The 21,966-nt window shown below is 44.4% G+C and carries 17 protein-coding genes and 1 riboswitch; of the genes, 12 read left to right on the forward strand and 5 right to left on the reverse strand.

Translation table 11 applies throughout. The annotated features are described in order from the left end of the window. Positions 1–5: 5 nt before the first annotated feature. On the reverse strand, positions 6–1,907 hold the full coding sequence (locus MIC7113_RS28430; protein ID WP_015185636.1) for a DDE-type integrase/transposase/recombinase: 1,902 nt from the start codon (positions 1,905–1,907) through the stop codon (positions 6–8). 267 nt (positions 1,908–2,174) lie between these two features. Continuing rightward, positions 2,175–3,227 carry a dihydroorotase gene (gene pyrC, locus MIC7113_RS28435; protein ID WP_041780256.1) on the reverse strand — a complete coding sequence of 351 codons (1,053 nt, stop codon included), beginning with the start codon at positions 3,225–3,227 and terminating at the stop codon, positions 2,175–2,177. Positions 3,228–3,531: 304 nt separating this feature from the next. Here pyrC and MIC7113_RS28440 point away from each other — a divergent pair, with 304 nt between their 5' ends. Together MIC7113_RS28440 and MIC7113_RS28445 are read left to right on the forward strand one after the other, a co-directional pair. Continuing rightward, entirely contained in the window at positions 3,532–4,563 is a 1,032-nt protein-coding gene (locus MIC7113_RS28440) for a pentapeptide repeat-containing protein (RefSeq protein ID WP_015185638.1), read from the forward strand. Between the two features lie 24 nt (positions 4,564–4,587). Then, the gene (locus MIC7113_RS28445; protein ID WP_015185639.1) at positions 4,588–4,857 is read left to right on the forward strand and encodes a hypothetical protein; all 270 of its coding nucleotides are present in this window, start codon (positions 4,588–4,590) and stop codon (positions 4,855–4,857) included. Between the two features lie 543 nt (positions 4,858–5,400). Here the strand turns inward: MIC7113_RS28445 and MIC7113_RS28450 are convergent. Next, complete coding sequence (locus MIC7113_RS28450) at positions 5,401–5,673, reverse strand: peptidoglycan-binding domain-containing protein (RefSeq protein ID WP_015185640.1); 273 nt, start codon at positions 5,671–5,673, stop codon at positions 5,401–5,403. Between the two features lie 567 nt (positions 5,674–6,240). Then, positions 6,241–6,924, reverse strand: coding sequence for a response regulator (locus MIC7113_RS28455; RefSeq protein WP_041780258.1), 684 nt, complete (start codon positions 6,922–6,924; stop codon positions 6,241–6,243). 997 nt (positions 6,925–7,921) lie between these two features. Here MIC7113_RS28455 and MIC7113_RS28460 point away from each other — a divergent pair. The 8 genes from MIC7113_RS28460 to MIC7113_RS33940 all read left to right on the forward strand — a co-directional run bounded on the left by MIC7113_RS28460 (position 7,922) and on the right by MIC7113_RS33940 (position 16,046). Further along, positions 7,922–8,188, forward strand: coding sequence for a DUF7219 family protein (locus MIC7113_RS28460; RefSeq protein ID WP_015185643.1), 267 nt, complete (start codon positions 7,922–7,924; stop codon positions 8,186–8,188). Positions 8,189–8,403: 215 nt separating this feature from the next. Further along, the gene (locus tag MIC7113_RS28465) at positions 8,404–8,982 is read left to right on the forward strand and encodes a Crp/Fnr family transcriptional regulator (protein WP_015185644.1); all 579 of its coding nucleotides are present in this window, start codon (positions 8,404–8,406) and stop codon (positions 8,980–8,982) included. 73 nt (positions 8,983–9,055) lie between these two features. Next, a complete protein-coding gene (locus MIC7113_RS33935) occupies positions 9,056–9,715 on the forward strand; it encodes a GUN4 domain-containing protein (RefSeq protein WP_015185645.1) in 660 nt (219 codons plus the stop codon). A 782-nt stretch (positions 9,716–10,497) separates the two neighbouring features. Further along, complete coding sequence (locus tag MIC7113_RS28480) at positions 10,498–11,046, forward strand: general stress protein (RefSeq protein ID WP_015185647.1); 549 nt, start codon at positions 10,498–10,500, stop codon at positions 11,044–11,046. 165 nt (positions 11,047–11,211) lie between these two features. After that, positions 11,212–12,660 (forward strand): hypothetical protein, encoded by a 1,449-nt coding sequence (locus MIC7113_RS28485; protein WP_015185648.1) that lies wholly within the window; start codon positions 11,212–11,214, stop codon positions 12,658–12,660. Between the two features lie 226 nt (positions 12,661–12,886). Next, positions 12,887–13,047, forward strand: a riboswitch (cyclic di-AMP (ydaO/yuaA leader). A 161-nt stretch (positions 13,048–13,208) separates the two neighbouring features. Then, entirely contained in the window at positions 13,209–14,486 is a 1,278-nt protein-coding gene (locus MIC7113_RS28490) for a glycosyltransferase (protein WP_015185649.1), read from the forward strand. A 125-nt stretch (positions 14,487–14,611) separates the two neighbouring features. Beyond that, positions 14,612–15,088, forward strand: coding sequence for a hypothetical protein (locus MIC7113_RS28495; RefSeq protein WP_015185650.1), 477 nt, complete (start codon positions 14,612–14,614; stop codon positions 15,086–15,088). A gap of 43 nt (positions 15,089–15,131) precedes the next feature. Beyond that, positions 15,132–16,046 (forward strand): hypothetical protein, encoded by a 915-nt coding sequence (locus tag MIC7113_RS33940; protein ID WP_015185651.1) that lies wholly within the window; start codon positions 15,132–15,134, stop codon positions 16,044–16,046. A gap of 412 nt (positions 16,047–16,458) precedes the next feature. On the opposite strand, the gene MIC7113_RS28510 is transcribed toward MIC7113_RS33940, so the two are convergent. Next, positions 16,459–17,583 carry a sensor histidine kinase gene (locus tag MIC7113_RS28510; RefSeq protein WP_015185653.1) on the reverse strand — a complete coding sequence of 375 codons (1,125 nt, stop codon included), beginning with the start codon at positions 17,581–17,583 and terminating at the stop codon, positions 16,459–16,461. 387 nt (positions 17,584–17,970) lie between these two features. On the opposite strand from MIC7113_RS28510, the gene kdpA reads away from it, so the two are divergent. Then, positions 17,971–19,659 carry a potassium-transporting ATPase subunit KdpA gene (gene kdpA / locus MIC7113_RS28515; protein WP_015185654.1) on the forward strand — a complete coding sequence of 563 codons (1,689 nt, stop codon included), beginning with the start codon at positions 17,971–17,973 and terminating at the stop codon, positions 19,657–19,659. Between the two features lie 196 nt (positions 19,660–19,855). Further along, the gene (kdpB, locus tag MIC7113_RS28520) at positions 19,856–21,955 is read left to right on the forward strand and encodes a potassium-transporting ATPase subunit KdpB (protein WP_015185655.1); all 2,100 of its coding nucleotides are present in this window, start codon (positions 19,856–19,858) and stop codon (positions 21,953–21,955) included. Positions 21,956–21,966: the final 11 nt, after the last annotated feature.

Raw genomic sequence — 21,966 nt, forward strand, 5'->3', positions numbered from 1 at the left:
TTCGTTTACCAGTTGTCTTCCATGAACTCATCCCAGTCAGGAACTACAAATAGAGCCGGCTTGACTGGCATTTCAGTTTGTTCATATACAGACTCTACACCCTCAGTAGGCTCCGAAGCGATCGCTTCGTTAACAGTTTTTCCCTTCTTTTTGCCTTTTGAAGAATCCTCTGGATGTAACTCCACAACCTTGGAATGAGTGGATTTACTTGTAATGCGACGTTGTTCAGACTTTCGCCGTCCTTTTACAGTTTTTGCTTGCTCAATCGAAGAGGTGTACAAATCCCGTTGCTGTGCCAAGATTGACGACTGATCGATCACTTTACCCTCATCACGAATTTTCTTCTTGCGATCTTCCCACTCCTTCAAAGACAACCGCTCCTCCTCTAAGTCCCTAGCCCTGATACTACCTAGATACTTCGAGGGTTGACCGTTCTTCTCCCGCGTGTAGACGAGAATGTAAACGATATTGCTCGGATTGTATCTAAGCGTGACCTGGTAGCCTTCGTACTCTTCTAGGAAATTCGCATTTTTGTCGTATCGCCAATAGCCATCCTCATCTCTGCTCAAACTAGCCGTATACACTAGCCCTACAAACTCTATACATCCACGCTCTTGGACTTTTCGCTTTGCCTCCTTCATCAAACAGATATCGAGTTCTCGCTCACTGTCAGGCATTCTTGGCTTTCCACCCAGCAAGCCAGTCCACCATCGTTCTAGGCGGCGTGTTTGCTCCTTGTCTTTTCGGACTCTGGGATAAAAATGGTAATTGTGGTGGTCTACAAACTGCCGAACCAATTTCCTCTCATATTCTTCATAGACAACACAAGCCTTCTTCTCTGGATTCTTTGGGCGCTCCTGCAAGGAACCTCCCTTAAAACCCAGTACCAGTGCGGCAAATTCGGTCTTCAGTTCTAAAAATAATCGCTCTACCACTCCACCTTGCTCAGTATAGAGACGAAGGCGCATCTTGAAGCCCAAATCTGCTGCAATGTGTTTTAGATGTGCAGACTTAAATTCCTTGGCTCTGTCAGTGACAACATACTCCGGTAGCCCACAAACCTCCCACTTTTCTCGGAGTTGGTACTCTTCACCGTAATGTTTTGGCAAAATGGCATGTCGGAGTGCTAAGGCAACTTCATGGGAACCTGGAGATTCAAAGCCAATGTGATACCCCATTACACAACCTGAGAAGGTATCGATGACTGCGGTAATCCAAGCACAATTGACTAGCTCCCCATTGGCGTCTACCAGTAAGTTATCCAACTTGGTATGGTCAATCTGCCAAACTTGGTTGCTGCGCTCAACAACGATATCGCCATCAGTTGTTTTGACGATGAGTCCTGGTCCTTGCCCTGGATTCCGAACTTTGCGATTCTTTTTCTCGATAATCGGGTTGAGAACTTTATACACAAACATATGCGAAGGGTATTCACCCTCTTTCAACCCTAACTCCAGTTCAGCATGTCCCTTGACTTGGTTATAGACAAGGTTTGGGGTCATGCCTAGACCCGCTTTTTTAGCCTGCTTATAAGTATTGGTGATGAACTCTATCCAGTACTCAACACTATGCTTCCACCGTTTATAGCCTTTGAGTTGACCTGCATCAGAACGAGTAGTTCTAGCTATTGCAGCTAAACCCTTTTTCTCAACCTTCTCTAACCACCGCGTTATCGTTCTAGGATGCTTTTCCAGCCGGTCTGCCCACTGTTTGATTTTCTCTTGCTTGAGTTCGTCAGCAGCTTGGAGAATCTCCTCGAGCGCCTCAACCTTACGCATCACCTCCCGTTTCTCATCCAGGTCTTCAATCAGCTCAATTAGGATGTTGTATTCCTGAGTTGGTGGCTGTTCTTGGTCTGTTTGAGCAGCTTCGGTATCTTGAGTCGGTGAGATTTTCGCTGATTCCATAAGATAAATTAATAAATTAAAGCGATTAATGGGAAAAAGGCATTTATCGGTTTAAAATAATTTTGGTCGATTTTCAGGGAAAAGGCAAATAGCTATTTAAACTTGGTGAGAAAATAAAGAGAATACAAAAAAGCTTGAAGCTTAGTTTCAGTAAGCGTTTCAAGCCACAAATTTAGCGTGACACTAAGTGTTTAAACTCGACAAATATCTCGTTAATGGACAACATTAAATAAAATGAATAGCGTGTCTATTACACGATCATCTAAATCAATTAGCTTCAGCCATGCTAGCGTCAAGCATTTGCCACGTCATCTCCTGACCTGCCCGTAAGGGCACAAGTCCGGATTCAGTAAATGGCACTTCATCGGGAACGCGCCAGGTCGTTCTGCCCAAAGTAATTTGTTCAGTATTGCGCGGGAGTTGATAAAAATCTGGCCCATAGAAGCTGGCGAAAGCTTCAAGTTTATCGAGTGCATCAACGCTCTCAAAAGCTTCTGCGTATAACTCCATCGCGTGCAGAGCCGAGTAGCAACCCGCGCAGCCACAGGAACTTTCTTTGCCATTGCGAGGATGGGGAGCGCTATCGGTGCCAAGAAAAAACTTAGGATTGCCAGAGGTTGCTGCTTGCAGAAGGGCGAGGCGATGCTCCTCACGTTTCAAAATTGGCAAGCAATAGAAATGGGGGCGAATGCCACCTTGAAATAGGATATTGCGGTTAAATAACAAATGTTGTGGGGTGATCGTTGCAGCGATGTTGTTCGCAGACAGGACATACTGCACAGCATCTGAGGTGGTAACGTGCTCAAGCACCACGCGCAGGTTGGGAAATCGCTGCTTGAGGGGGATCAAATGTCGCTCGATAAATACCTTCTCGCGATCAAACATATCGACACTTTGATCGGTCACTTCCCCGTGCAGTAGTAAAGGCATGTCTACCTGCTGCATCGCTTCAAAGACGCGATCGCACTTACGAATGTCTGTCACACCGGAGTCTGAATTGGTCGTTGCACCCGCTGGGTAGTACTTTACCGCTTTGACAAACTGGGATTCTTTAGCCCGGATAATTTCTTCGGGGCTGGTGTTGTCGGTGAGGTAGAGCGTCATCAGTGGCTCGAACCGTTGGTCAGCCGGAATCACTGCGAGAATGCGATCGCGATAAGCCGCAGCATCAGCCACTGAGCGTACTGGGGGCTTCAAGTTCGGCATGATGATAGCGCGGGCAAACTGACGCACTGTATGGGGCAGAACCGCTTTCAGCGCCGCACCGTCGCGTAGATGCAGATGCCAGTCGTCAGGCCGGGTCATAGTAAGCTTTTGCATCTCTCAATTATAAAACGGCGAGTGCTCTGTTCCAGGAAGACACAAACTAACAACCCCCATGCACGCCGACCGCCGAGATTTAGTTGGCTATGATGCAAAGGTTATCTACGGTGGGTGATGGGCAGCGTTAGGTGGCATCTGCCTATTCGATGCCGCCGCGATCGCCCTGAATCTGTCCCCCGGAAAATGTCGAGAGAGACCCGTTTACTTTAGAGTGAATGGGTTAGTTAAGCGTGAATAAAGATTAGAGCATTCCCTTTCTCAGGGAATTAATAATGTGCTCAGTATTGAGGGAGTCTCAAGAATGCGGGAGCGATCCAAGCAGTGGCAGCGAAAGATAAGGAGCAACAAATGGTGGGTGATTGGAGTGATCGCGACTCCAGCCCTTATTGGGATCGTGTGGTGGCTGGGGTTACTCTCCGAGCGTAGACTTCAGCCGGATGGCTCACGCCTATCCCACAACGAGAGCGCGACCCTTGCTCACCCACACCGTGAAACCCTCATCAGCGGTATGGGGGCGATTGTGATGGTTGCCGGTGGAGTCTTCCTGTTGCTCAATTTTCGCAAGGCCAACAGAAATACAGAAACAGCCGACCTCAGCGGTGCACAGATCAGCGGTGCCGACCTCATCAATGCCAATCTCAGTGGTGCCGACCTCAGCGGTGCTGATCTTATCAATGCTGATCTTATCAATGCCAATCTCAGTGGTGCCGACCTCAGCGGTGCTGATCTTATCAATGCCGACCTCAGTGGTGCTGACCTTATCAATGCCGACCTCAGTGGTGCCGACCTCAGCGGTGCCGACCTCATCAATGCCAATCTCAGCAGTGCACAGCTCTGTGGTGCCGACCTCATCAATGCCAATCTCAGTGGTGCCGACCTCATCAATGCCAATCTCAGCGGTACTGACCTTATCAATGCCAATCTCAGTGGTGCCAACCTCAGCGGTGCCAACCTCAGATATGCCAACCTCAGTGGTGCCAACCTCAGTAGTGCCAACCTCAGTGGTGCCAACCTCAAATATGCTAATCTTAGCGGTGCCGACCTCAACTGTACCTTACTCAGCGATGCCAACCTCAGCAATGCTAACCTCAGTGGTGCCTTGCTATTTTTTGTAAATTCACGCGAAGTTCGGAATCTTGAACCGCTTCAACTACAGGCGCAACGTTCGCCTTTTTTATGTAATGTTGCACTGCCTTCCTACTCCCATCAACGAAAAGTGAATCCCAATCGCGACTGCGATCGCATTCCCCAACTTTTGAGCGATCGCTACAATATTTCACTCGAAGAGGCTCAAGGGATAGTCAATGAAGCTCGACAACACCGATGGGACTAACCAAAGCGGTCAAGGTTCCTCACCTTGGGGTGTGGTCAAAAGCCGTTGGTGGCTAATGAGAATGAGAATCAAACTGAAGAGGGATGGGTGAGCATCGCTCACCCATCCCTAGCTGCTACCTTGGTTTATGGCTTAGCTGATGGGTGTAATGGCTTACGAGAAGCACTGGAAGAAGAATTTTCTCATTTTCAGTTTATTCTAGACCGACCTCATCTCAAACAGCATCTTTATGCTATGGCTGAGGCAATGGAACTGACAGGTAAGATACGTTTGATTTGGCTCAGGAGAAATTGAAAGCGCCCATCGCTACATTCCGCAAAAACGTTTAAAACTTCCCGGAGCCACTTGGCACCCGGATACTATCAATCCTATGTTAGCTTTGAGAGTTATTCGTGCCAATGATTGGTGGCATGATTTTTGGGAGCAGTTAAGTCTAGATAAAAATCAACTAATCAGTTGCTGATAGTATTACAAGATAGCTTGGCACAGAGCTTTTTTGTTTTAGTAATAACTGATTAACAATGTGCTGATAACCCTTAGAGGAAAGGGGCAAGCCTTGCTTGCCCCCGGCTGTCTTTAATTATCATTCTCTTCAATGACTCCTGAAAGTTAGGAAAGTTAGGTGAGCCAAGGGGGTGGTTTTTGCGATAGCGTTAGCGAAGCGAGGCGTTAGCCTAGCGCTGCTGCAAAGCGCAGATCGCATCTACCAACGGCTTTTGACTACACCCGATCAGCTTATTTAACAAATATTGTGTCGAAATGGTCAAATAATTTGTCGCCCTACACCTTCCGAGGCGAGAGACATTAAGTGTATGTGAATGTGTCAGGCCGTCAGGATCAACACTCTAGGGGCAGTAAGCCAGCATTTAGATAATACCAAGTCTGGGAATCAACAATTCCCTCCATCCCTAAACCGTTCATTTTTTGAAATTCTTTCACCGCCTCTTGGGTATGTGGATTAAATTCGCCATCGATCTCAAGGTTAAAGCCTTTAAAATTGAGTAACTGCTGTAGAACTCTGACGGTACTACCAGAACTACCGGGACGCAGAACCGGAAGCTTGAGGGAAGCTTTTTGAGCAGGGGCTTGAGAGATATAGGCTGTAGACATTTATAATCCTCCTTGAGTTAGATTTTTACGGATTTAAGTTAGGAGAAAGGACGGTTCTTGGAATTCCTTCTATCAGGGGAATTTAGCATAAAGCTAATGCATTTGTTTGAGGGGGGGTAATCACCATGACGTTTAGGGTGAGCCGTCGGCTTTGAAAATATGTTATTCTGCCATAAAATAAGTTGAAATACCTCTACCTAAAGCATTAATCTGAGTCCATCTCTCCTAGGGCGCTATATTCATATCACTCTTGAGCTGAAGATTTATGCAACAGTCTTAGGAAATAACTTTTTCATCGCATCACTCTTTTCTTCCTTGGTGGAAAACTTTTCAGTCTCTATCTCTTTCTTCAAAAATTTTGAAGTATTCTCATCCACAAAACACAATAGTGCAAGAGGACAGAAGGGATATTGCCTGTACAGTAAGCTTTTTCAGCTTTTTCAACTGGATACTTATTTCCGCCACGCTGTAATAGTATCCTCAAGTAGTATGAGCAAACAGCTATATAGAAAACCAATAATACTCTCTTAAACAAAGACCTCTTGGCAGGAAGATAGGTACATCATTTCATGATTTAGCTAACAGTTCGGCTGCCACTAATCCTTTTTGAACCGCTAAAATAGCTGCTTGGGTGCGATCGCGAACTTCCAGTTTTTGCAAGATAGCGTGGACATGTACCCGCACTGTACCTGTAGCAATGTGCAGCATTTCGGCAATTTCCTGATTCGTCTTCCCTGCGGCAATCAGTGCCAATATTTCTTGTTCCCGATGAGTGAGGAGATTTTGTGACTCCCCAGCCGTCTTTATCTGTACAGGTAGATTGCCTGTCATTGCTGCACGAATTTCTGCCGTGACGGTTTGATCCCACCACGACGCCCCCGCCGCTACCGATCGCAGTGCTAAAATTAATAGCTCCGCTTCAATTCCTTTAAGACAATATCCAGAAGCACCAGCTGCAATTAGCCGCTCAATTAGCTGCTTTTGAGAGTGAGAGGTTAGAACTAAAACGGGCATCTGTGAATGGTGCTGTTTAATTTGACGACAAGCCTCAACACCCCCAACCCCCGGCAATCCCACATCCAACAGTACGACATCAGGTAGGTGCTGATTGGTCAGTTCTATAGCCGTTTCGCCATCGACTGCCTCAGCGATAACTTCCAATCCGGGCTCTTTAGACAGCCGCATGGAGAGTCCTAAGCGGAACAGTTCGTCATCTTCTACTAACAAAATCCGCATTGGTGCTGGTTTCATCTCAGATACAGTGAGGGATTTGAGGCAGGCACCGCAGGGAAGTCAAATCAAAATAATGTCCCCTGAGGTTTCAGGCTCTCTGTCCAAATTGTACCGCGTCAGCCTCAACGGTCTGATAGGTCAGGTAGGATACCTAGGCTAAACTTACGGCAAGGCGATCGCTCAGACATTTTTGCACTTATAGTTCATCCTCCTTTAGGAGCCGTTTAGGAAGCCGTTATAGTTACTTAAGAAACTAGATATATATATTTTAATATAGACAAATTACAGCTTGCATTATAAGTTGTAAATGCTCAAAAAAGCTACCATATTAATTACAATTCTAAGAAACTTAAACCAAGAGTTTGGTTTGTTCTAAAAATGGTTTTGCAACCAAAACTAGTTGCAGTAATATTGTTATCTCTATTTGGCTTCGTAATTATTTGGGTAACTATCTTTTTTGCCATTAAGATTGCTGGCAAAGTTTTCCCAAAAGTAAAGCGCTATTCCTTTAAGCGAGTTTCTTGTAAGGGTTGTCGATTTTTTACAAACAACCCTTATCTTAAGTGTACAGTACATCCCTCCACAGTTCTAACGAAACAATCTCTTAATTGCCCTGATTATCAGTCTGATGAGCCGCGTGTAATTGAATTCCGAGAAGAAAAGAAATAATTCAATGAATTTATATTGGAATTGGATATCTAACATCAGATATATATCAAGACAGGATAATAAAATTGCTCTATATATGCAGGGAAATATATTGTTTTTCCCGCCGGACGGCAGTACATTAATTGTTATCAGCAAGATTCAAGTCAGCCTAATCCAGCATTTCACTCTGAAAATTATCCATTGGAGCCTGGGGTAGGAAAGCTAGCCATTTTGACTCTTTCTACTAGTTATTGGATTCTTCGCCACATGAATGTCAAAGATAAGGACGAATAAAACCTTTCACAGACAACCAGCAAAGTAACGTAAAAATGAAAAGAACATCAAAGACGAATTTTCCAATAAAGCTATGACAAACGTATCTGATTTTTTGTATAGTCGTAGTCGCTACTATGGAGCTGTCAAGCCAGAGAACTTGGTGTTTAACGCCAATTTGCAAGAATTTGCACAGAGAGTTACTTATATTAGCTGTTTAGAAACCGCAGGGAAGTTGACACCAGAAGAAGCTTACAAACAAATTCAGTCGCTCTGGAAACAGCTCAAACAGACCAAGAAACAACTGGGAATAGGCGAACACTCCTTTGAAACAAAACCAGCGGACAACACTGAATATTAGAGTGGTGAAGTCTACGGCAAGCTTGGCTTCACACCTCATTCTATCGGCAGCATGTCAAGGAGAGCAGATACCCCCTTCAGGTAGGTTGGGTTGAACGAAGCGTGAAACCCAACATTTATCAAGGTGCTGGGTTTCGTTTCTCAACCCAGCCTACAAAGTTGACATCCTCCCATTCTATCCATTAGCCCACAATTCAATCGAACAATAGTTTTATCATGCTCGTAGCTCCTGCTTATGTATCTCCTCCGATAAGACGAATCTTCAGTCGGCACGACTTAGTTCCTCAAGAGCCAAACTTCCTTTGGAGAATTGAGCAAGGAGTTGTTCGCACCCTCTGTTGGAGTGAAGAAGGCACCGCGATCGTCTCCGGATATTGGACTTCAAAGGATGTAGTGGGACAACCTTTGTCTAGCAACAAACCCTATCAAATTCAGTGCTTGACACCTGTTGAAGTTAGCCTTATCCCCGATTACCTTTGGCACCAAGAGTTAGATGCCATCCGCTTGCACGCTCAACAAACCGAAGAAATCCTGAACATTGTTCGTTCTAAACAGATTTATCAGCGCCTAAAGCAACTTTTATTCTGGTTAGCCCAGAAGTTTGGGCGTCGGGTAGAAGAAGGAACATTGATCGATTTGCCGATTTCCCATCAAGATATCGCAGACATGATTGGGGCAACGCGCGTCACCGTAACGAGGGAGCTACAGAAGTTCGAGCAAGAAGGCATTATTACTCGCCCCTACCGAAAATACATTCTTTTACGAAAAGGAAACGGGTTGAAAGAAACTCTGTAGCGAGAGTCAGCGACCATTAAGTAACACGACTTCTTAAAATAGAATAGTTCAATCAAACAACCATCCCTATGTTATGGCTAAGACTAATCTGACGGCTGTAATACTGACCCTGCTAGTGATCGTGGGTCTGTTCAGTGTAGCTGGAGCTTTAGTTTGGATGGGTTCCCTCATGAAGTCACGGTCTGGGTCTACACCGTCGGTTACCGTTGCCACACCGACACCGACCACCAACAGTTCTGGCTCGCTTAACCAGATAGCAAAGAGCGATCGCCAAGTTGACTACAGTAAGCTGCGGACATACTTGCAGCAAAAAAATTGGAAAGCTGCTGACCGGGAAACATACGAACGCATGTTAGAGGCTGCCGGACCACAGGCTCAAGCGCTCGGTTATACACCTCAGACGGAAATGGACACGCTCTCCTGTACAGACTTAAAAACCATTGATGGACTTTGGAGTGCAGCCAGTGAAGGCAAGTTCGGTTTTACCGCTCAACAGAGAATTTTGAAGGCGTTAGGCGACTATCGAAAGATGTATGAGCAGGTGGGATGGCAGAAGTTATCTGGTGAGTGGCTGATTGAGTGGACCTATAATCCGCAAACCAAACGCTTGGATTACAAGCCAGGGAAAGAACCAAACTTTACCACCCCCCCGCCCGGTCACCTGCCTACTGTGGAGAGAGGCTATAACTTCGATGTTTCTCTCGATGCGGTGCTCAAAAGGTGTGGCTTTTGAGTCAGCACCTCTTGAGTGCAAGATATCCTGAATTTCTACAACCACTTACCCATATAGTGGTGTGAAAACTGTAGGCTTTGATTGTATTAGTCTGTTAATGCACATTTTGCCGTAGATTAGTGCCTCATCAATTGTCGAAAAACAGAAGGGTTCGTGATACTCATTCCCTTCTGGGTCTTTATAGTCAACGGTAATGCCATTCCACTCTTTTTTGATGACAAGAGTCCATTGTTGGTAAGTTATCATCTTGAACTTCTTTAGATTTGCAAGGGTTTACAAGGTGTTTTTTTAGGCAATATCATACTGCCAATTTATTAATTTTAATTTTAATCCAGAAAGACTGAAATCAAGAAATTAAAGACCCATTAACTAAAAAATATATCTTATAAAATGTATAAGCGTAAAGGTATAAATCAAACATCTGGTTTTAAAATATCTCAATATTTATCTCTGTAATTATATTCTTAAAAATAGACAAAAACCTAGTAATAAATTTTGGGATATATAAAAAATAAACAATCAGTCTATACCTCAAACAACACCTGTTTATATCACTTAGACTAAAAGTTTATTTCTTGATTTTTAAGGTTACAAATTTTTGTTTTGCTTATAATTAAAGGAATAATGATTCTCTGTCTGTGTAGTTCTACAAATTTTCAGTATTAGGGTGTATTTACTTTTAGTTAAAAACAACAAAAAATACCTTGAACAACAATCAAGGTAATAGCGAACGATTGTTGTGATTTTTGAATTTTAAATGCTTTGAAATTTGGAGAACAAAAATGGTTACTACGCCTACAGCTTACAGTCCCAACCAACGTGCTATCGGAGTCTTTGAAAACTTTCAAAATGCAGAAAAGGCACTTCACGAGTTAGAAACTGCGGGGTTTGACATGAACAGAGTTTCTGTTATCGCGCAGGATACTCCCGCTAAAAGCGATATGGCAGGAGCCAACATACAGGATGAACAGATTGGAAATAAAGCTAACGAAGGGGCAGCTACAGGAGCGATCGCGGGCGGGGCTTTAGGAAGTATAACTGGCTTACTCGCGGGCTTGGGTGAGCTAGCAATTCCTGGTATTAGTTTGCTCCTGTTAGCTGGAGAAGCCACGGCTGTTGCTTCTACCCTTGCTGGTGGCACGATGGGTGCAGCCGCAGGGGGTTTGAGTGGTATCCTAGTTGGTTTAGGAATTCCCAAAGAGCGAGCGAAGGTTTACAGCGATCGCGTACTTCGCGGCTATTACCTCCTGAGGGTTAATGGTACGCCAAATGAGATAGCTCGCGCCGAAACCATCTTACAAAATCGGGGGATTGAAGAGTGGGGCATCTAATACGAGGCTACCAAACCTTGAACTCACCACAATTCTCACAGCATCAAAAGTATTGATCGCAACCTCTAATATCAGTCTCCTTCTTCTTTAGACAACATTCAAAAGAGGAAGACAAAACGATGTGGCAAAACACTGAAAAGTAAAGCGGAGAAAACTCAACACACTATGAAACCGAAAGAAACTATCTTTGTCATTCCCACTTATCGATTAAGAGATGTGGCACAAACCATCGAAGAGTATGACCATAATTTTTGGGTCAATGGACACGCTCCTAAAATAATTGTCTTTGATGATTCAAGCGTCGCCAATCACGAAAAGTACTATCCCATTCTCGAACAAACTAAGACCGTCAACGATGTGTTTTATGTGGGTCCTCATGAGAAGGAGGAATTTATCACCTTTTTAAACCAAAGGCTTCGTGATAAAAAGCTTGAGTCGCTGGTAAGAAACTTATTTCGTCCCAGTTATGGAGGGAATAGAAACTTCACCTTAATGTATACACTTGGACATTTAATGGTGAGTTCTGATGATGATATGAGACCTGATGCGTTGATTGAAAACAGCCCAGAGTCTTTATCAGTTGATGAAATCTGCCGAGGTAAATTATTCAAGGCGAACCAAGATGGCTTCGCTCATCGGTCTTTCGATTTACTCACCGCTTTTGAAGATGTTTTAGGTAAAGAAGTTAGCCAAATACCAAATAACTTCGAGATAGGTGACTTAGTCGTTGATACGGCGATGGAATTAGAAACCAACACGACCAAGGGTTATTTTAAAGAGAATTCCCTATCACTGCAACCGGGTAAAATTTTGGATAATGCTGTGGTCAAAATTGCCCAAACTTTTCGGACGGGAACAAACGACATCGATACGCTCGATTTTGTTCATATGTATCTCAACAATGACAGCCAAATCAGCCCGGACGAGCTCAACGATGTTTATGTTCTTGTAAATTTCAGACCTGTAGTTACCAACAAAAACTGGAGGATGGATTGCGGCGTCGCTGGATATGATAATCAGTTTGGGTTGCCTCCCTTTTTTCCGACTCGACTCAGGTTTGAGGATTACATCTATAGACTTTGGATACAACAAGAGGGTGTTATAGCTGCACACGTCGATGCTGTGCAGAACCATATTCGGAATAATTATATGCGAAACCCTCTCGTTAGTGAGATTTTTAATGAGGAAATATGTAACTTGCTCAAAAAGAAGATCAAGAACAGCGTCTGTAAGCTTGAAGACTTGGCGATTGAGTTTGATTACTCTGGTGAGGTGACTTCACAAGACTCTGAGGAAATATTGCAAAAAATTACCACCATCTACGACCAAGCGGTCAAAGCTTCAGCGTCTACTCAAAATCCAGAACGCCAGCAGTCTCTCCAATTGTTTGCCGAGAGTTTATCAAGAGTATTCTATGGATTTGAAACTGACTTTTTTCAGCAAAATGTCTCCCGCATTGTCGATGATGTCATCAACCAATTTCAAGCGTCTCTAGAGATCTGGCCGACTCTAGTCGAAATCTGCTACCTCCAAAAGGATAAAAAAGATCTGCCGCAGACCAGGGTTCAGAATCAGAAGCTCAAGTCCAGGAACGGTGCTTTGAAAAATTCGTAGGGTGTTGCATCACCAAATGTAGAGACGTAGCCTGATCTAGAGACGTAGCATACTACGTCTCTAGGAATATAATTTTTGTTTAGGATTGGGTATCTAGCATCAGATATATATCAAAGACCTGCTAAAAAAATAGTGAAAATATATTGGAGAATATATTGTTTCTCCAGTAAGGCAGCGCTAGATTAACTGTTATCAGCAAGATTCAAGTCAGCCTAATCCAGTATTTCACTTGGAATTACCCATTTGGAAAACACGGTTGGAGCGGAGGAACCATTTTTTGGGGCAAATCTTCTAACGTTATCTCTGTGAAATAAACAGATAACAAGAGAAGGACATCTCTCAGTCCTAGCCCGTCAGCTAACTCCGTAGGCATTGAGAGGAGACTGAAGAGTCAGCAGGTTAAAAAAATAGGCTACTCGTATCAGTTTCCCTGGCTGGTGTATATCTCTTCGTTTTACCTACCCTTAACTTGCTAAAGACCAAAACTATCCGTTTATTCATGGAGTTTGGGGTAAGAAAACTAGCCATAAGGTGAAAATCAACTCATCATGTTTCTCAGACAAAAAAATCGCATTGCTTTAATTTCTGTTTGTGGTGACCCAGCTATAGAAATTGGCAAAGAAGAAGCTGGCGGACAGAATGTTTACGTGCGTGAAGTTGGGTTAGCTTTAGCACAGGCGGGCTGGCAAGTGGATATGTTCACTCGTCGTAGCAGTCTCGAACAAGCGGCTGTTGTTCAGCATAGCCCAAATTGCCGAACGATTCGGTTAACGGCTGGTCCGGCAACGTTTATCAATCGAGATGAAGTCTACTCCTACCTACCCGAGTTTGTCTACTCATTCCTTGTATTCCAGCAGCGAGAAGGATTGAGATATTCCATCATTCATACGAATTACTGGTTGTCGTCCTGGGTAGGGATGGCACTGCGGAAGTATCAGCCTTTAATTCAAGTGCATACTTATCACTCGTTAGGGGCGGTGAAATACTCTACTATGAGTGACCTTCCCCCGATCGCATCCACGCGACTAGCCGTAGAAAAAGCGTGTTTGGAAACAGTGGATCGAGTTGTTGCCACCTCTCCTCAAGAAGCAGAACACATGCGGCAGTGGGTTTCTACAAAAGGAACAATTGAAATTGTTCCCTGTGGCACCGATATCGACAGGTTTGGTGGAATTCCCCAAAATGAGGCGCGGCAACAGTTAGGAATTGCACCGGATGCCAAGGTTGTGCTTTATGTCGGTCGCTTCGATCCGCGTAAAGGGATAGAAACGCTAGTGCGATCGATCGCGAAATCCAGTTTGCACGGTCAGGCTAATTTGCAGTTGATTATTGGAGGCGGCTTTCATCCAGGTCAAAGCGACGGGATAGAACTCGATCGCATCCAAGATATCGTCAACGAACTGGGACTGCAAAACATTACAACATTCCCAGGACAACTCGGCGATACCAACTTACACCTCTACTATGCAGCAGCTGATGTTTGTGTGATTCCCAGTCACTACGAACCCTTTGGTCTTGTTGCACTTGAAGCAATGGCTAGTGGAACTCCCGTAGTTGCCAGCAATATTGGGGGTTTAAAGTTTACTGTAGTTCCAGAAGTAACGGGTTTACTGGTACCTCCTAAAAATGAAGTCGCCTTTGCTCAAGCAATCGATCAAATTCTGGCTAATCCCGCTTGGGCTTTCCAACTCGGTCAAACAGGTCGGCAACGGGTAGAAATTGCCTTTAGCTGGTATAGCGTGGCATCGAGACTCGGCAGTCTTTACACACAACTCCTCGATCGAGCAGCATCGGTGTCTGGCAGCAAATCTCAGGTAGCCGCTTAAGACTCGAAACAGTAAAAGCGGTAGTAATTTAAGGACTTTCTTTTCGGGGGGTGATGTTTTCAAAGCACTCCCCCCCATTGAACTTTAATACCAATTGAACAGAAACCGTTTTGCAACGAAACAATATGAAATTCAAACTTTCTACTTTTATAAATTCTTCTTTGATTACTGTGGGATTAGTTGGACTACTGCCAAGCACTTTTAATTACAATCTAGAACCTCAAATTAACACCCAAAAGGCACAATATTTGGTTAATTTCTCTGAAAGTAGTACGGGAGATTCGGGTGAATGGACTCAAAATCAAGGATTGGTACAGGAAGTTCAAGCCACTGAGAGTATGCAATTTCTTCCTGTTGCAGTTGCTTCTGAAGAGACTGAATCTAGTCAACCCAACTTCAGAGAGCCAACTGACCCGGTTGATGGCATCTTTTTAAGAGGATTCATTCTCTTGGCGTTCATCAGCGGCAGTTTGGTGTGGCTGCGTTGGGAGAGAAATCATAAAAAACAGCGTGCTAAGCATGTATCTGATATCCTCCAGGAAGTTGAAAATTTAGAAAAGATAGGGAAGGTAACGCCTAACGTAACTCGATTGAAACCTTAATTTTTCAGAAGCAACTATCAGTAGAATTGAACTTCATTTCACTATGAAATTTAAATTTTTTATTCTTATAAGTGCTGCTGTGGCTACTGTGGGATTACTTGAACCACTTCCAAACGCTTTTGGCCTTAGCCTAGAATCCCAAACAAATATAAAAAATGTACAGCCTTTGCATGACGTGAGAAGCCTTAAGAAGTCTTTGGGTGAGTGGACTCACAATCAAGAATTAGTAAAGCCAACTAAAAGTATTTCATCTCTTCCTGTAACAGTTGCAACGCCACCGACTCAGTCCAGTCAACCCAACTTTGCTAGGAAAATGGCTCATTACATTAATGCTTTCGGCGCAGTTTTTCTTCTCTGTGTGCTCATCGGCTATCTCTTGGGAGAGCTTCGGTCTTTGTCTATAAAGTACCGTGCTATGCAGGTGACTGTTCGAGATATCTGTGTGATTGGTGTATTCCCTAGCCGTGAAGCAGCAGGACAAGCTCTCGACCAACTGGTATTTTCTGGCTTTTTCTTGGAAAAGGTTTTTTTGGTAGGTAAAAACTCAGCTTTCGATGAGCAATCTGTTGATGCCCAGATCATGAGCGCTCTTGTCAAGCAATCCTCTACAGGCTTAAGAAAAGGGTTAGCGATCGGCAAAGTGTCGGGAGGCTTGATTGGTTTATTGTTGGGATTAGGTATTTTGGCGCTGCTTGGTGTTGAGCAGATAGCACTGGCTCCTGCCGCTGGTTTTGCTCTTGTGTGCGGCGGTATTTGCACAGTAGTAGGCGGCGTCATTGGAGCTTTTACTGGTTTGAGAATAACCAAAAAGCAAGCTAAGAAATACAGTGAACGGGTCGCGCGTGGTGATTACTTGCTAATTGTCAATTGCACAAAGGATGAAATTAAGCAGGCCAAACGCATCCTTAACGCACAAGCAATTTGCAACGGTTATCCCGAAAAAAAAGCAGCTCCATGAGTATTGAATAGTTTTGTAAAAGATTAGGGCGCTTCAATGGATTTATTAATTTTGATGCTCGATATTCTTATGACATTTTGCGGCTACCAGATTAGCAAAAATATCGGTTCGGTGCCTTTTGTTATAAGTATTCTTCTCTTGGTTTTAACCCTCGCCTTAATAAAAGTTACTACTTCAACAATACAGATAAATAGTCAAGAGTATCTTTATTTCCCTCTACCTATAGAGTTTTTGGCATTTTTAGTACTTGGGTGGGTCGGCTTTCAGCAGGGGAAGCAGAGGGAGAGGTAATTAGAGCTTATCTAAATAGTATTGCGTTGTTACTATCTTTTTAAAAAAGCGAACTCATCGAAAGAAACTCCATAGCAAGAGTCAGCCAGTAAATCGTTAATTGGGGAGCTTCGCTCATTCCTCAACTTAGTGTGTAAGCAGGGAGTTGGAAGCCAAACAGTGCGCCACTCGATGTCCGATTCTCTGCCCAAATTGTGCCACCATGAGCCTCAACGATTTGACGAGACAGGTATAATCCAAGTCCTGAGCCTTTAGCTTGGCGATCGCTCAATCCTTGATAAAAGCGCTCAAATAAGTTAGGGAGTTCTCCGGGAGTGATACCAGGGCCGCGATCAAGTACCAATACTTGTTGCTGTGTACCAGTAGACTCTAAAACAACTTCCACCTTACCACCACGAGGAGAATGGTTGATGCTGTTGATGATTAAGTTAGCAAAGACTCGCTGTAACTGTAATGCATCGCCATCCACCCAGAGGGGATAGGGAAAATTGGATTGGCCGTAGTTGAGATAAACATAGACTCGGCGTGATGCCGCTAAATCCGTTAGGGTGGCAATCACTTCCTGAGCAATTTCGGCTAAATTAACAGGCGATCGCTGAAGTTGTAGCCCTTCTGTATCGTAGCGGTAAATATCCAGCACCGTCTCGACGAGTTGTAGAGTGGAACGGTGAGAGCGAGTCATCATTTCTAGCACATTTTGCTGCGCTGATGTCACCTTGCCAAATTGACCATTTTGAAAGGATTTTAGGGTTTCAATTGCTCCTAGTAGTGGTGTTTTCAAGTCGTGGGTGAGAGTGGAAACAAAATCCTCACGAATTCGTGCAAGTTGTTCTTGAGCGCGTAATTGAGCTTGTTGTTGGGCAATGGCTTCTTCGTAAAGGCGGTTGCGATCGCTCAACCAACCCGTTACGATTAGCGCTAATACTGCAATTAACCGATTTGCTAACGTTGATAAGTTATAGGGTTTAAAGCTGGGAACGAGCAAATTTAATAAGGTAAACACAGAGGCGGCTAGCGTTACTTGAAACGTTGCTTTTCGACTCAATCGAGAACTTGTTAACAAAATTGGGCCGGTATAAAGGTAGCCAAACACGTAGGGAGAGGGCGTGGCATACTCCAAGGCAATCACTACAGCAATCGTTCCAGCAATCAGCCAGCAGGTGTTGTGATAGTTGAGTGCTAGTGCTTTTGCCTGCTTGTTTCTAATTCCTATGCACTTCCCAAGAACTGAAAACTGAGTTCGCATTCTGGCAATTCCTCTTAATTATAATGTTTTTAACTTCTAAATCTAAAGATAATTCACAGGAATAGTTAGGGTTTTATGTTGAGCTATAACAAGCGTTTAGTCGTTCTATATCTGTAAGTATAGATACCCTACTTATACCTAGAATAATAGCGATGTATCAAATAATTGTAGATGTATTTTATAGCTACCAGTAGATTTACAGCTCTTGAATATCGCGCAATCATAAGTTCATATCCCAATTCTATGTAATGCAGAGATTTCCAGAGTATTTTGGGAAACGCGAATACTTTTATTTAGCAAAAATACGAAATGAGTGGATTTTATTAGTTTGTACGAAAAAAACTAGACAAAAACCAAAGAGAGTTTTATTAGGAGACTTGACTCTTCATGTGGCAAGGATTTTTACAAATAGCGATAACGCTGGTGATTTTAGTTGCGATCGTACCCTTCTTGGGGCGATACATGGCGCGTGTGTTCTTAGGAGAACGAACGCTACTTGACCCAGTAATGACCCCTGTAGAGGGCATTATTTACACCGCTACAGGTGTTCGGCATCGAGAAAATATGACAGGTTGGCAGTATGCGCGTGCAGTACTGTGGAGTAATCTCGCCATGTTTATCTTGGTGTACTTAATCTTCATGTTTCAAGGATTTCTCCCCTTGAACCCTACAGGATTAGAGGCACCAAGTTGGGATTTAGCACTGCATACAGCGATTTCGTTTGTTACCAATACCAACCAACAGCATTACTCCGGTGAAACTACCTTCACGTATGCTAGTCAAATGCTAGCTCTGGGGTATTTAATGTTTACATCGGCAGCAACAGGGCTTGCAGTTGCGATTGCCTTTATTCGCGGTTTAACAGGTAGACCTCTGGGTAACTTTTACATAGATTTAACCCAGTCTATTACACGGATTTTGCTGCCTATCTCCATTGTGGGAGCAATAGCATTGCTTATCTTGGGAGTACCTGAAACCCTAGCAGGGCCAGAAATTGTAACTACCTTAGAAGGGGCACAACAAGTTATTGCTAGAGGGCCAGTTGCCCACTTTGAAATCATCAAAGAATTGGGAGAAAACGGTGGCGGTTTCTTTGGCATCAACTCCGCCCACCCCTATGAAAATCCCAACGGTTTGGCCAACCTCATAGAAACCGTAATTATGGTGTGCATTCCCGCCTCCTTAATTATCACTTACGGTATCTTTGCCGGGAACAAAAAGCAGGGATGGCTAATATTTTGGATGGTCTTCATCCTCTATGCAATCCTAATTACGATTAGCGCCATTGGCGAGTATCAAGGGAATCCCTTAGTTAACAATATCTTGGGTAGCCAACAACCTAATTTAGAAGGGAAAGAAGTTCGATTTGGTTGGGCGTTGACCGCACTTTGGGCAGTAACAACCACAGGGACAATGTGCGGTGCTGTGAATGGAATGCACGATTCCCTTATGCCTCCGGGTGGCTTTTCCACACTGTTCAATATGTTCATCCAAATCGTTTGGGGAGGACAGGGAACGGGGACAGCTTACCTATTTATCTACCTAATTCTGACCGTATTTCTCACCGGTTTGATGGTCGGACGAACCCCCGAATTTTTAGGTCGCAAAATTGAAAAACGGGAAATCGTTTTGGCAAGCGTGATTCTACTCGTTCACCCCATTATTATCTTGATTCCCAGTGCCATTACCATCGCCTTTCCCGAAGCCCTTAGCGGCATCACAAACCCTCTCTATCACGGCGTCTCTCAAGTCGTTTATGAATACGACTCAGCCGCCGCTAATAATGGTTCTGGTTTTGAAGGATTAGCGGATGGAACATTGTGGTGGAACTTGAGTGCTAGTGTCAGTCTCTTAGCAGGACGCTATCTCCCAATTATTGCCCTGCTGCTGTTAGCAGATAGTATGTATCGCAAGCAACCCGTCCCCGAAACTACAGGTACACTTCGCACCGATACAGGTTTATTTACAGGCATTACGGCTGGAGTCATTTTGATTTTGGGCGCACTAACATTCTTCCCAGTTCTTGCCTTAGGGCCAATTGCTGAAGCCTTTTTAATTGGTGCTGGCGCTACTTAAAACTTGTAGTGTAAGAATCTTCCCCACTTAGGCAAAAGAAACAACTCCGTAAACAAAAACCCGCACTCCCCCTATCACCTTCCTTTACATCAAAATCCCCTCAACCTCCACTCCAAAACCTCTGTGCAACTCTGCGCTAAACTCTGCGACCCTCTGCGTTAAAAAATCCAACTCCGACATCACTCAATCAGACGAAATGAACACCCAAAAACAGGACAGACTAGAAGCAAAGCCACCTAGAAACCGTAGAAAAGGTGAACACAAACGACATCAACGAAAAGTTAATACAAAAGGACTTTACAAAAGAGCCTTCCGCGATGCCTTCGTCAAACTCAACCCCCGCGTAATGCTAAAAAACCCAGTCATGTTTGTTGTCTGGGTCGGCACAATTATCACCTTTCTCCTAACAATTGAACCCACCTTATTTGGTCTCGTACCTGGAGAAAATCAGCGTTTCTTCAACGGGTTAGTAACACTCATTTTGTTGTTCACTATTTTGTTTGCCAACTTTGCGGAAGCGGTGGCCGAAGGACGAGGTAAAGCACAGGCAGATTCATTACGTTCCACCAAATCAGAGACTACTGCCCGCAAACTCCTGCCTAATGGTTCAACCCAAGAAATCAGTTCCACTGAACTGCACAAGGGCGACCAAATTAAAGTGATTGCTGGGGACATTATTCCCGCCGATGGGGAAGTGATTCAGGGTGTTGCGTCGGTGGATGAGTCGGCAATTACCGGGGAATCTGCACCCGTCCTCAAAGAACCGGGAAGTGATGTGGCTAGTTCCGTTACGGGAGGGACGCGCATTCTCTCCGATGAACTGATTATTAGGGTTACGGCTGAACCCGGTAAAGGATTCCTCGATCGCATGATTGCCCTGGTTGAAGGTGCGGAACGGACGAAGACACCCAACGAGATTGCCCTCACCGTCTTACTCGCGGTTCTTACTCTCGTCTTTTTGATTGTTGTTGCGACAATTCCCCCGATCGCAGCGTATGTCGGTAGTCCTGTAGGCGTTGTCACCTTAATTGCCTTGTTGGTGGCACTGATTCCCACAACAATAGGCGGATTGCTAAGTGCGATCGGGATTGCCGGGATGGATCGGGTTGCCCAGTTTAACGTCATCGCCACCTCTGGACGGGCAGTTGAGGCTTGTGGCGACGTGAACACCTTGGTATTGGACAAGACGGGCACAATTACTCTAGGTAATCGCTTAGCAGAAGAATTCATTCCTGTCAATAGTCACTCTTCAGCAGAAATGGCTCGCGTGGCATTAGCCGCGAGTCTATTTGACGAGACGCCAGAAGGTAAGTCAATCGTCAAGTTGGCAGAAAAGATGGGGGCAAGGGTTGATTTTGACCGCAGCGCGGCTGAAGGTGTTGAGTTTACCGCCAAAACTCGCATGAGTGGCACCAATTTACCCGATGGGGATGAGGTGCGTAAAGGTGCAGTGGATGCAATTAAAGGCTTCGTGCGTTCTCGTGGTGGACGTTTAACAGCTGACCTTGATGAAGCTTATCACCGAGTTTCGCGTTTAGGTGGTACTCCCCTGGCGCTTTGTAAAGATGGCGACATTTACGGCGTTATTTACCTCAAAGATATTGTCAAACCTGGCATTCGGGAACGATTCGATCAGTTGCGACGGATGGGTGTCCGCACGGTGATGTTAACGGGTGATAACCGGATTACTGCCGAAGTGATTGCGGCTGAAGCTGGGGTAGATGATTTCATCGCCGAAGCTACACCCGAAGACAAAATTGCTGTGATTCAACGGGAACAAGCAGAAGGTAAATTAGTTGCCATGACGGGCGATGGTACTAACGATGCCCCTGCTTTAGCCCAAGCAAATGTCGGTTTAGCGATGAATTCGGGTACGCAAGCCGCAAAAGAAGCAGCAAACATGGTGGATTTGGATTCCGACCCCACCAAGCTGATTGATTTAGTCACGATTGGTAAGCAATTACTGATTACTCGTGGGGCATTAACTACATTTTCCATTGCTAACGATATCGCTAAATATTTCGCGATTATTCCAGCAATGTTTGCTCCAGTTGCTATTCTTAATATCTTGGGATTAGCCAGTCCACAATCGGCTATTCTGTCAGCCCTCATCTATAACGCATTAATTATTCCGGCACTGATTCCATTAGCACTTAGAGGGGTTAAGTTTAAACCTGTAAGCGCCAATCGGTTGTTGTTGGAAAATATCCTGATTTATGGCTTAGGAGGGGTGATTGCGCCGTTTGTCGGCATCAAAATTATTGACGTAATTATTTCAGTGATTGGATTGGCTTAGAAACGAAACAC

Source organism: Allocoleopsis franciscana PCC 7113 (assembly GCF_000317515.1).
Classification (GTDB): Bacteria; Cyanobacteriota; Cyanobacteriia; order Cyanobacteriales; family Coleofasciculaceae; genus Allocoleopsis; species Allocoleopsis franciscana.

Bases quoted from the DNA above. Each gene is read 5' to 3' on its own strand.
- kdpB (WP_015185655.1), top strand. From the start codon at position 19,856: ATGAACACCCAAAAACAGGACAGACTAGAAGCAAAGCCACCTAGAAAC.
- MIC7113_RS33935 (WP_015185645.1), top strand. From the start codon at position 9,056: ATGGCTAAGACTAATCTGACGGCTGTAATACTGACCCTGCTAGTGATC.
- MIC7113_RS28480 (WP_015185647.1), top strand. From the start codon at position 10,498: ATGGTTACTACGCCTACAGCTTACAGTCCCAACCAACGTGCTATCGGA.
- kdpA (WP_015185654.1), top strand. From the start codon at position 17,971: ATGTGGCAAGGATTTTTACAAATAGCGATAACGCTGGTGATTTTAGTT.
- MIC7113_RS28455 (WP_041780258.1), bottom strand. From the start codon at position 6,924: ATGAAACCAGCACCAATGCGGATTTTGTTAGTAGAAGATGACGAACTG.
- MIC7113_RS28485 (WP_015185648.1), top strand. From the start codon at position 11,212: ATGAAACCGAAAGAAACTATCTTTGTCATTCCCACTTATCGATTAAGA.
- MIC7113_RS28495 (WP_015185650.1), top strand. From the start codon at position 14,612: ATGAAATTCAAACTTTCTACTTTTATAAATTCTTCTTTGATTACTGTG.
- MIC7113_RS28460 (WP_015185643.1), top strand. From the start codon at position 7,922: ATGACAAACGTATCTGATTTTTTGTATAGTCGTAGTCGCTACTATGGA.
- MIC7113_RS28490 (WP_015185649.1), top strand. From the start codon at position 13,209: ATGTTTCTCAGACAAAAAAATCGCATTGCTTTAATTTCTGTTTGTGGT.
- MIC7113_RS33940 (WP_015185651.1), top strand. From the start codon at position 15,132: ATGAAATTTAAATTTTTTATTCTTATAAGTGCTGCTGTGGCTACTGTG.
- MIC7113_RS28510 (WP_015185653.1), bottom strand. From the start codon at position 17,583: ATGCGAACTCAGTTTTCAGTTCTTGGGAAGTGCATAGGAATTAGAAAC.
- MIC7113_RS28440 (WP_015185638.1), top strand. From the start codon at position 3,532: ATGCGGGAGCGATCCAAGCAGTGGCAGCGAAAGATAAGGAGCAACAAA.
- MIC7113_RS28430 (WP_015185636.1), bottom strand. From the start codon at position 1,907: ATGGAATCAGCGAAAATCTCACCGACTCAAGATACCGAAGCTGCTCAA.
- MIC7113_RS28450 (WP_015185640.1), bottom strand. From the start codon at position 5,673: ATGTCTACAGCCTATATCTCTCAAGCCCCTGCTCAAAAAGCTTCCCTC.
- pyrC (WP_041780256.1), bottom strand. From the start codon at position 3,227: ATGCAAAAGCTTACTATGACCCGGCCTGACGACTGGCATCTGCATCTA.
- MIC7113_RS28465 (WP_015185644.1), top strand. From the start codon at position 8,404: ATGCTCGTAGCTCCTGCTTATGTATCTCCTCCGATAAGACGAATCTTC.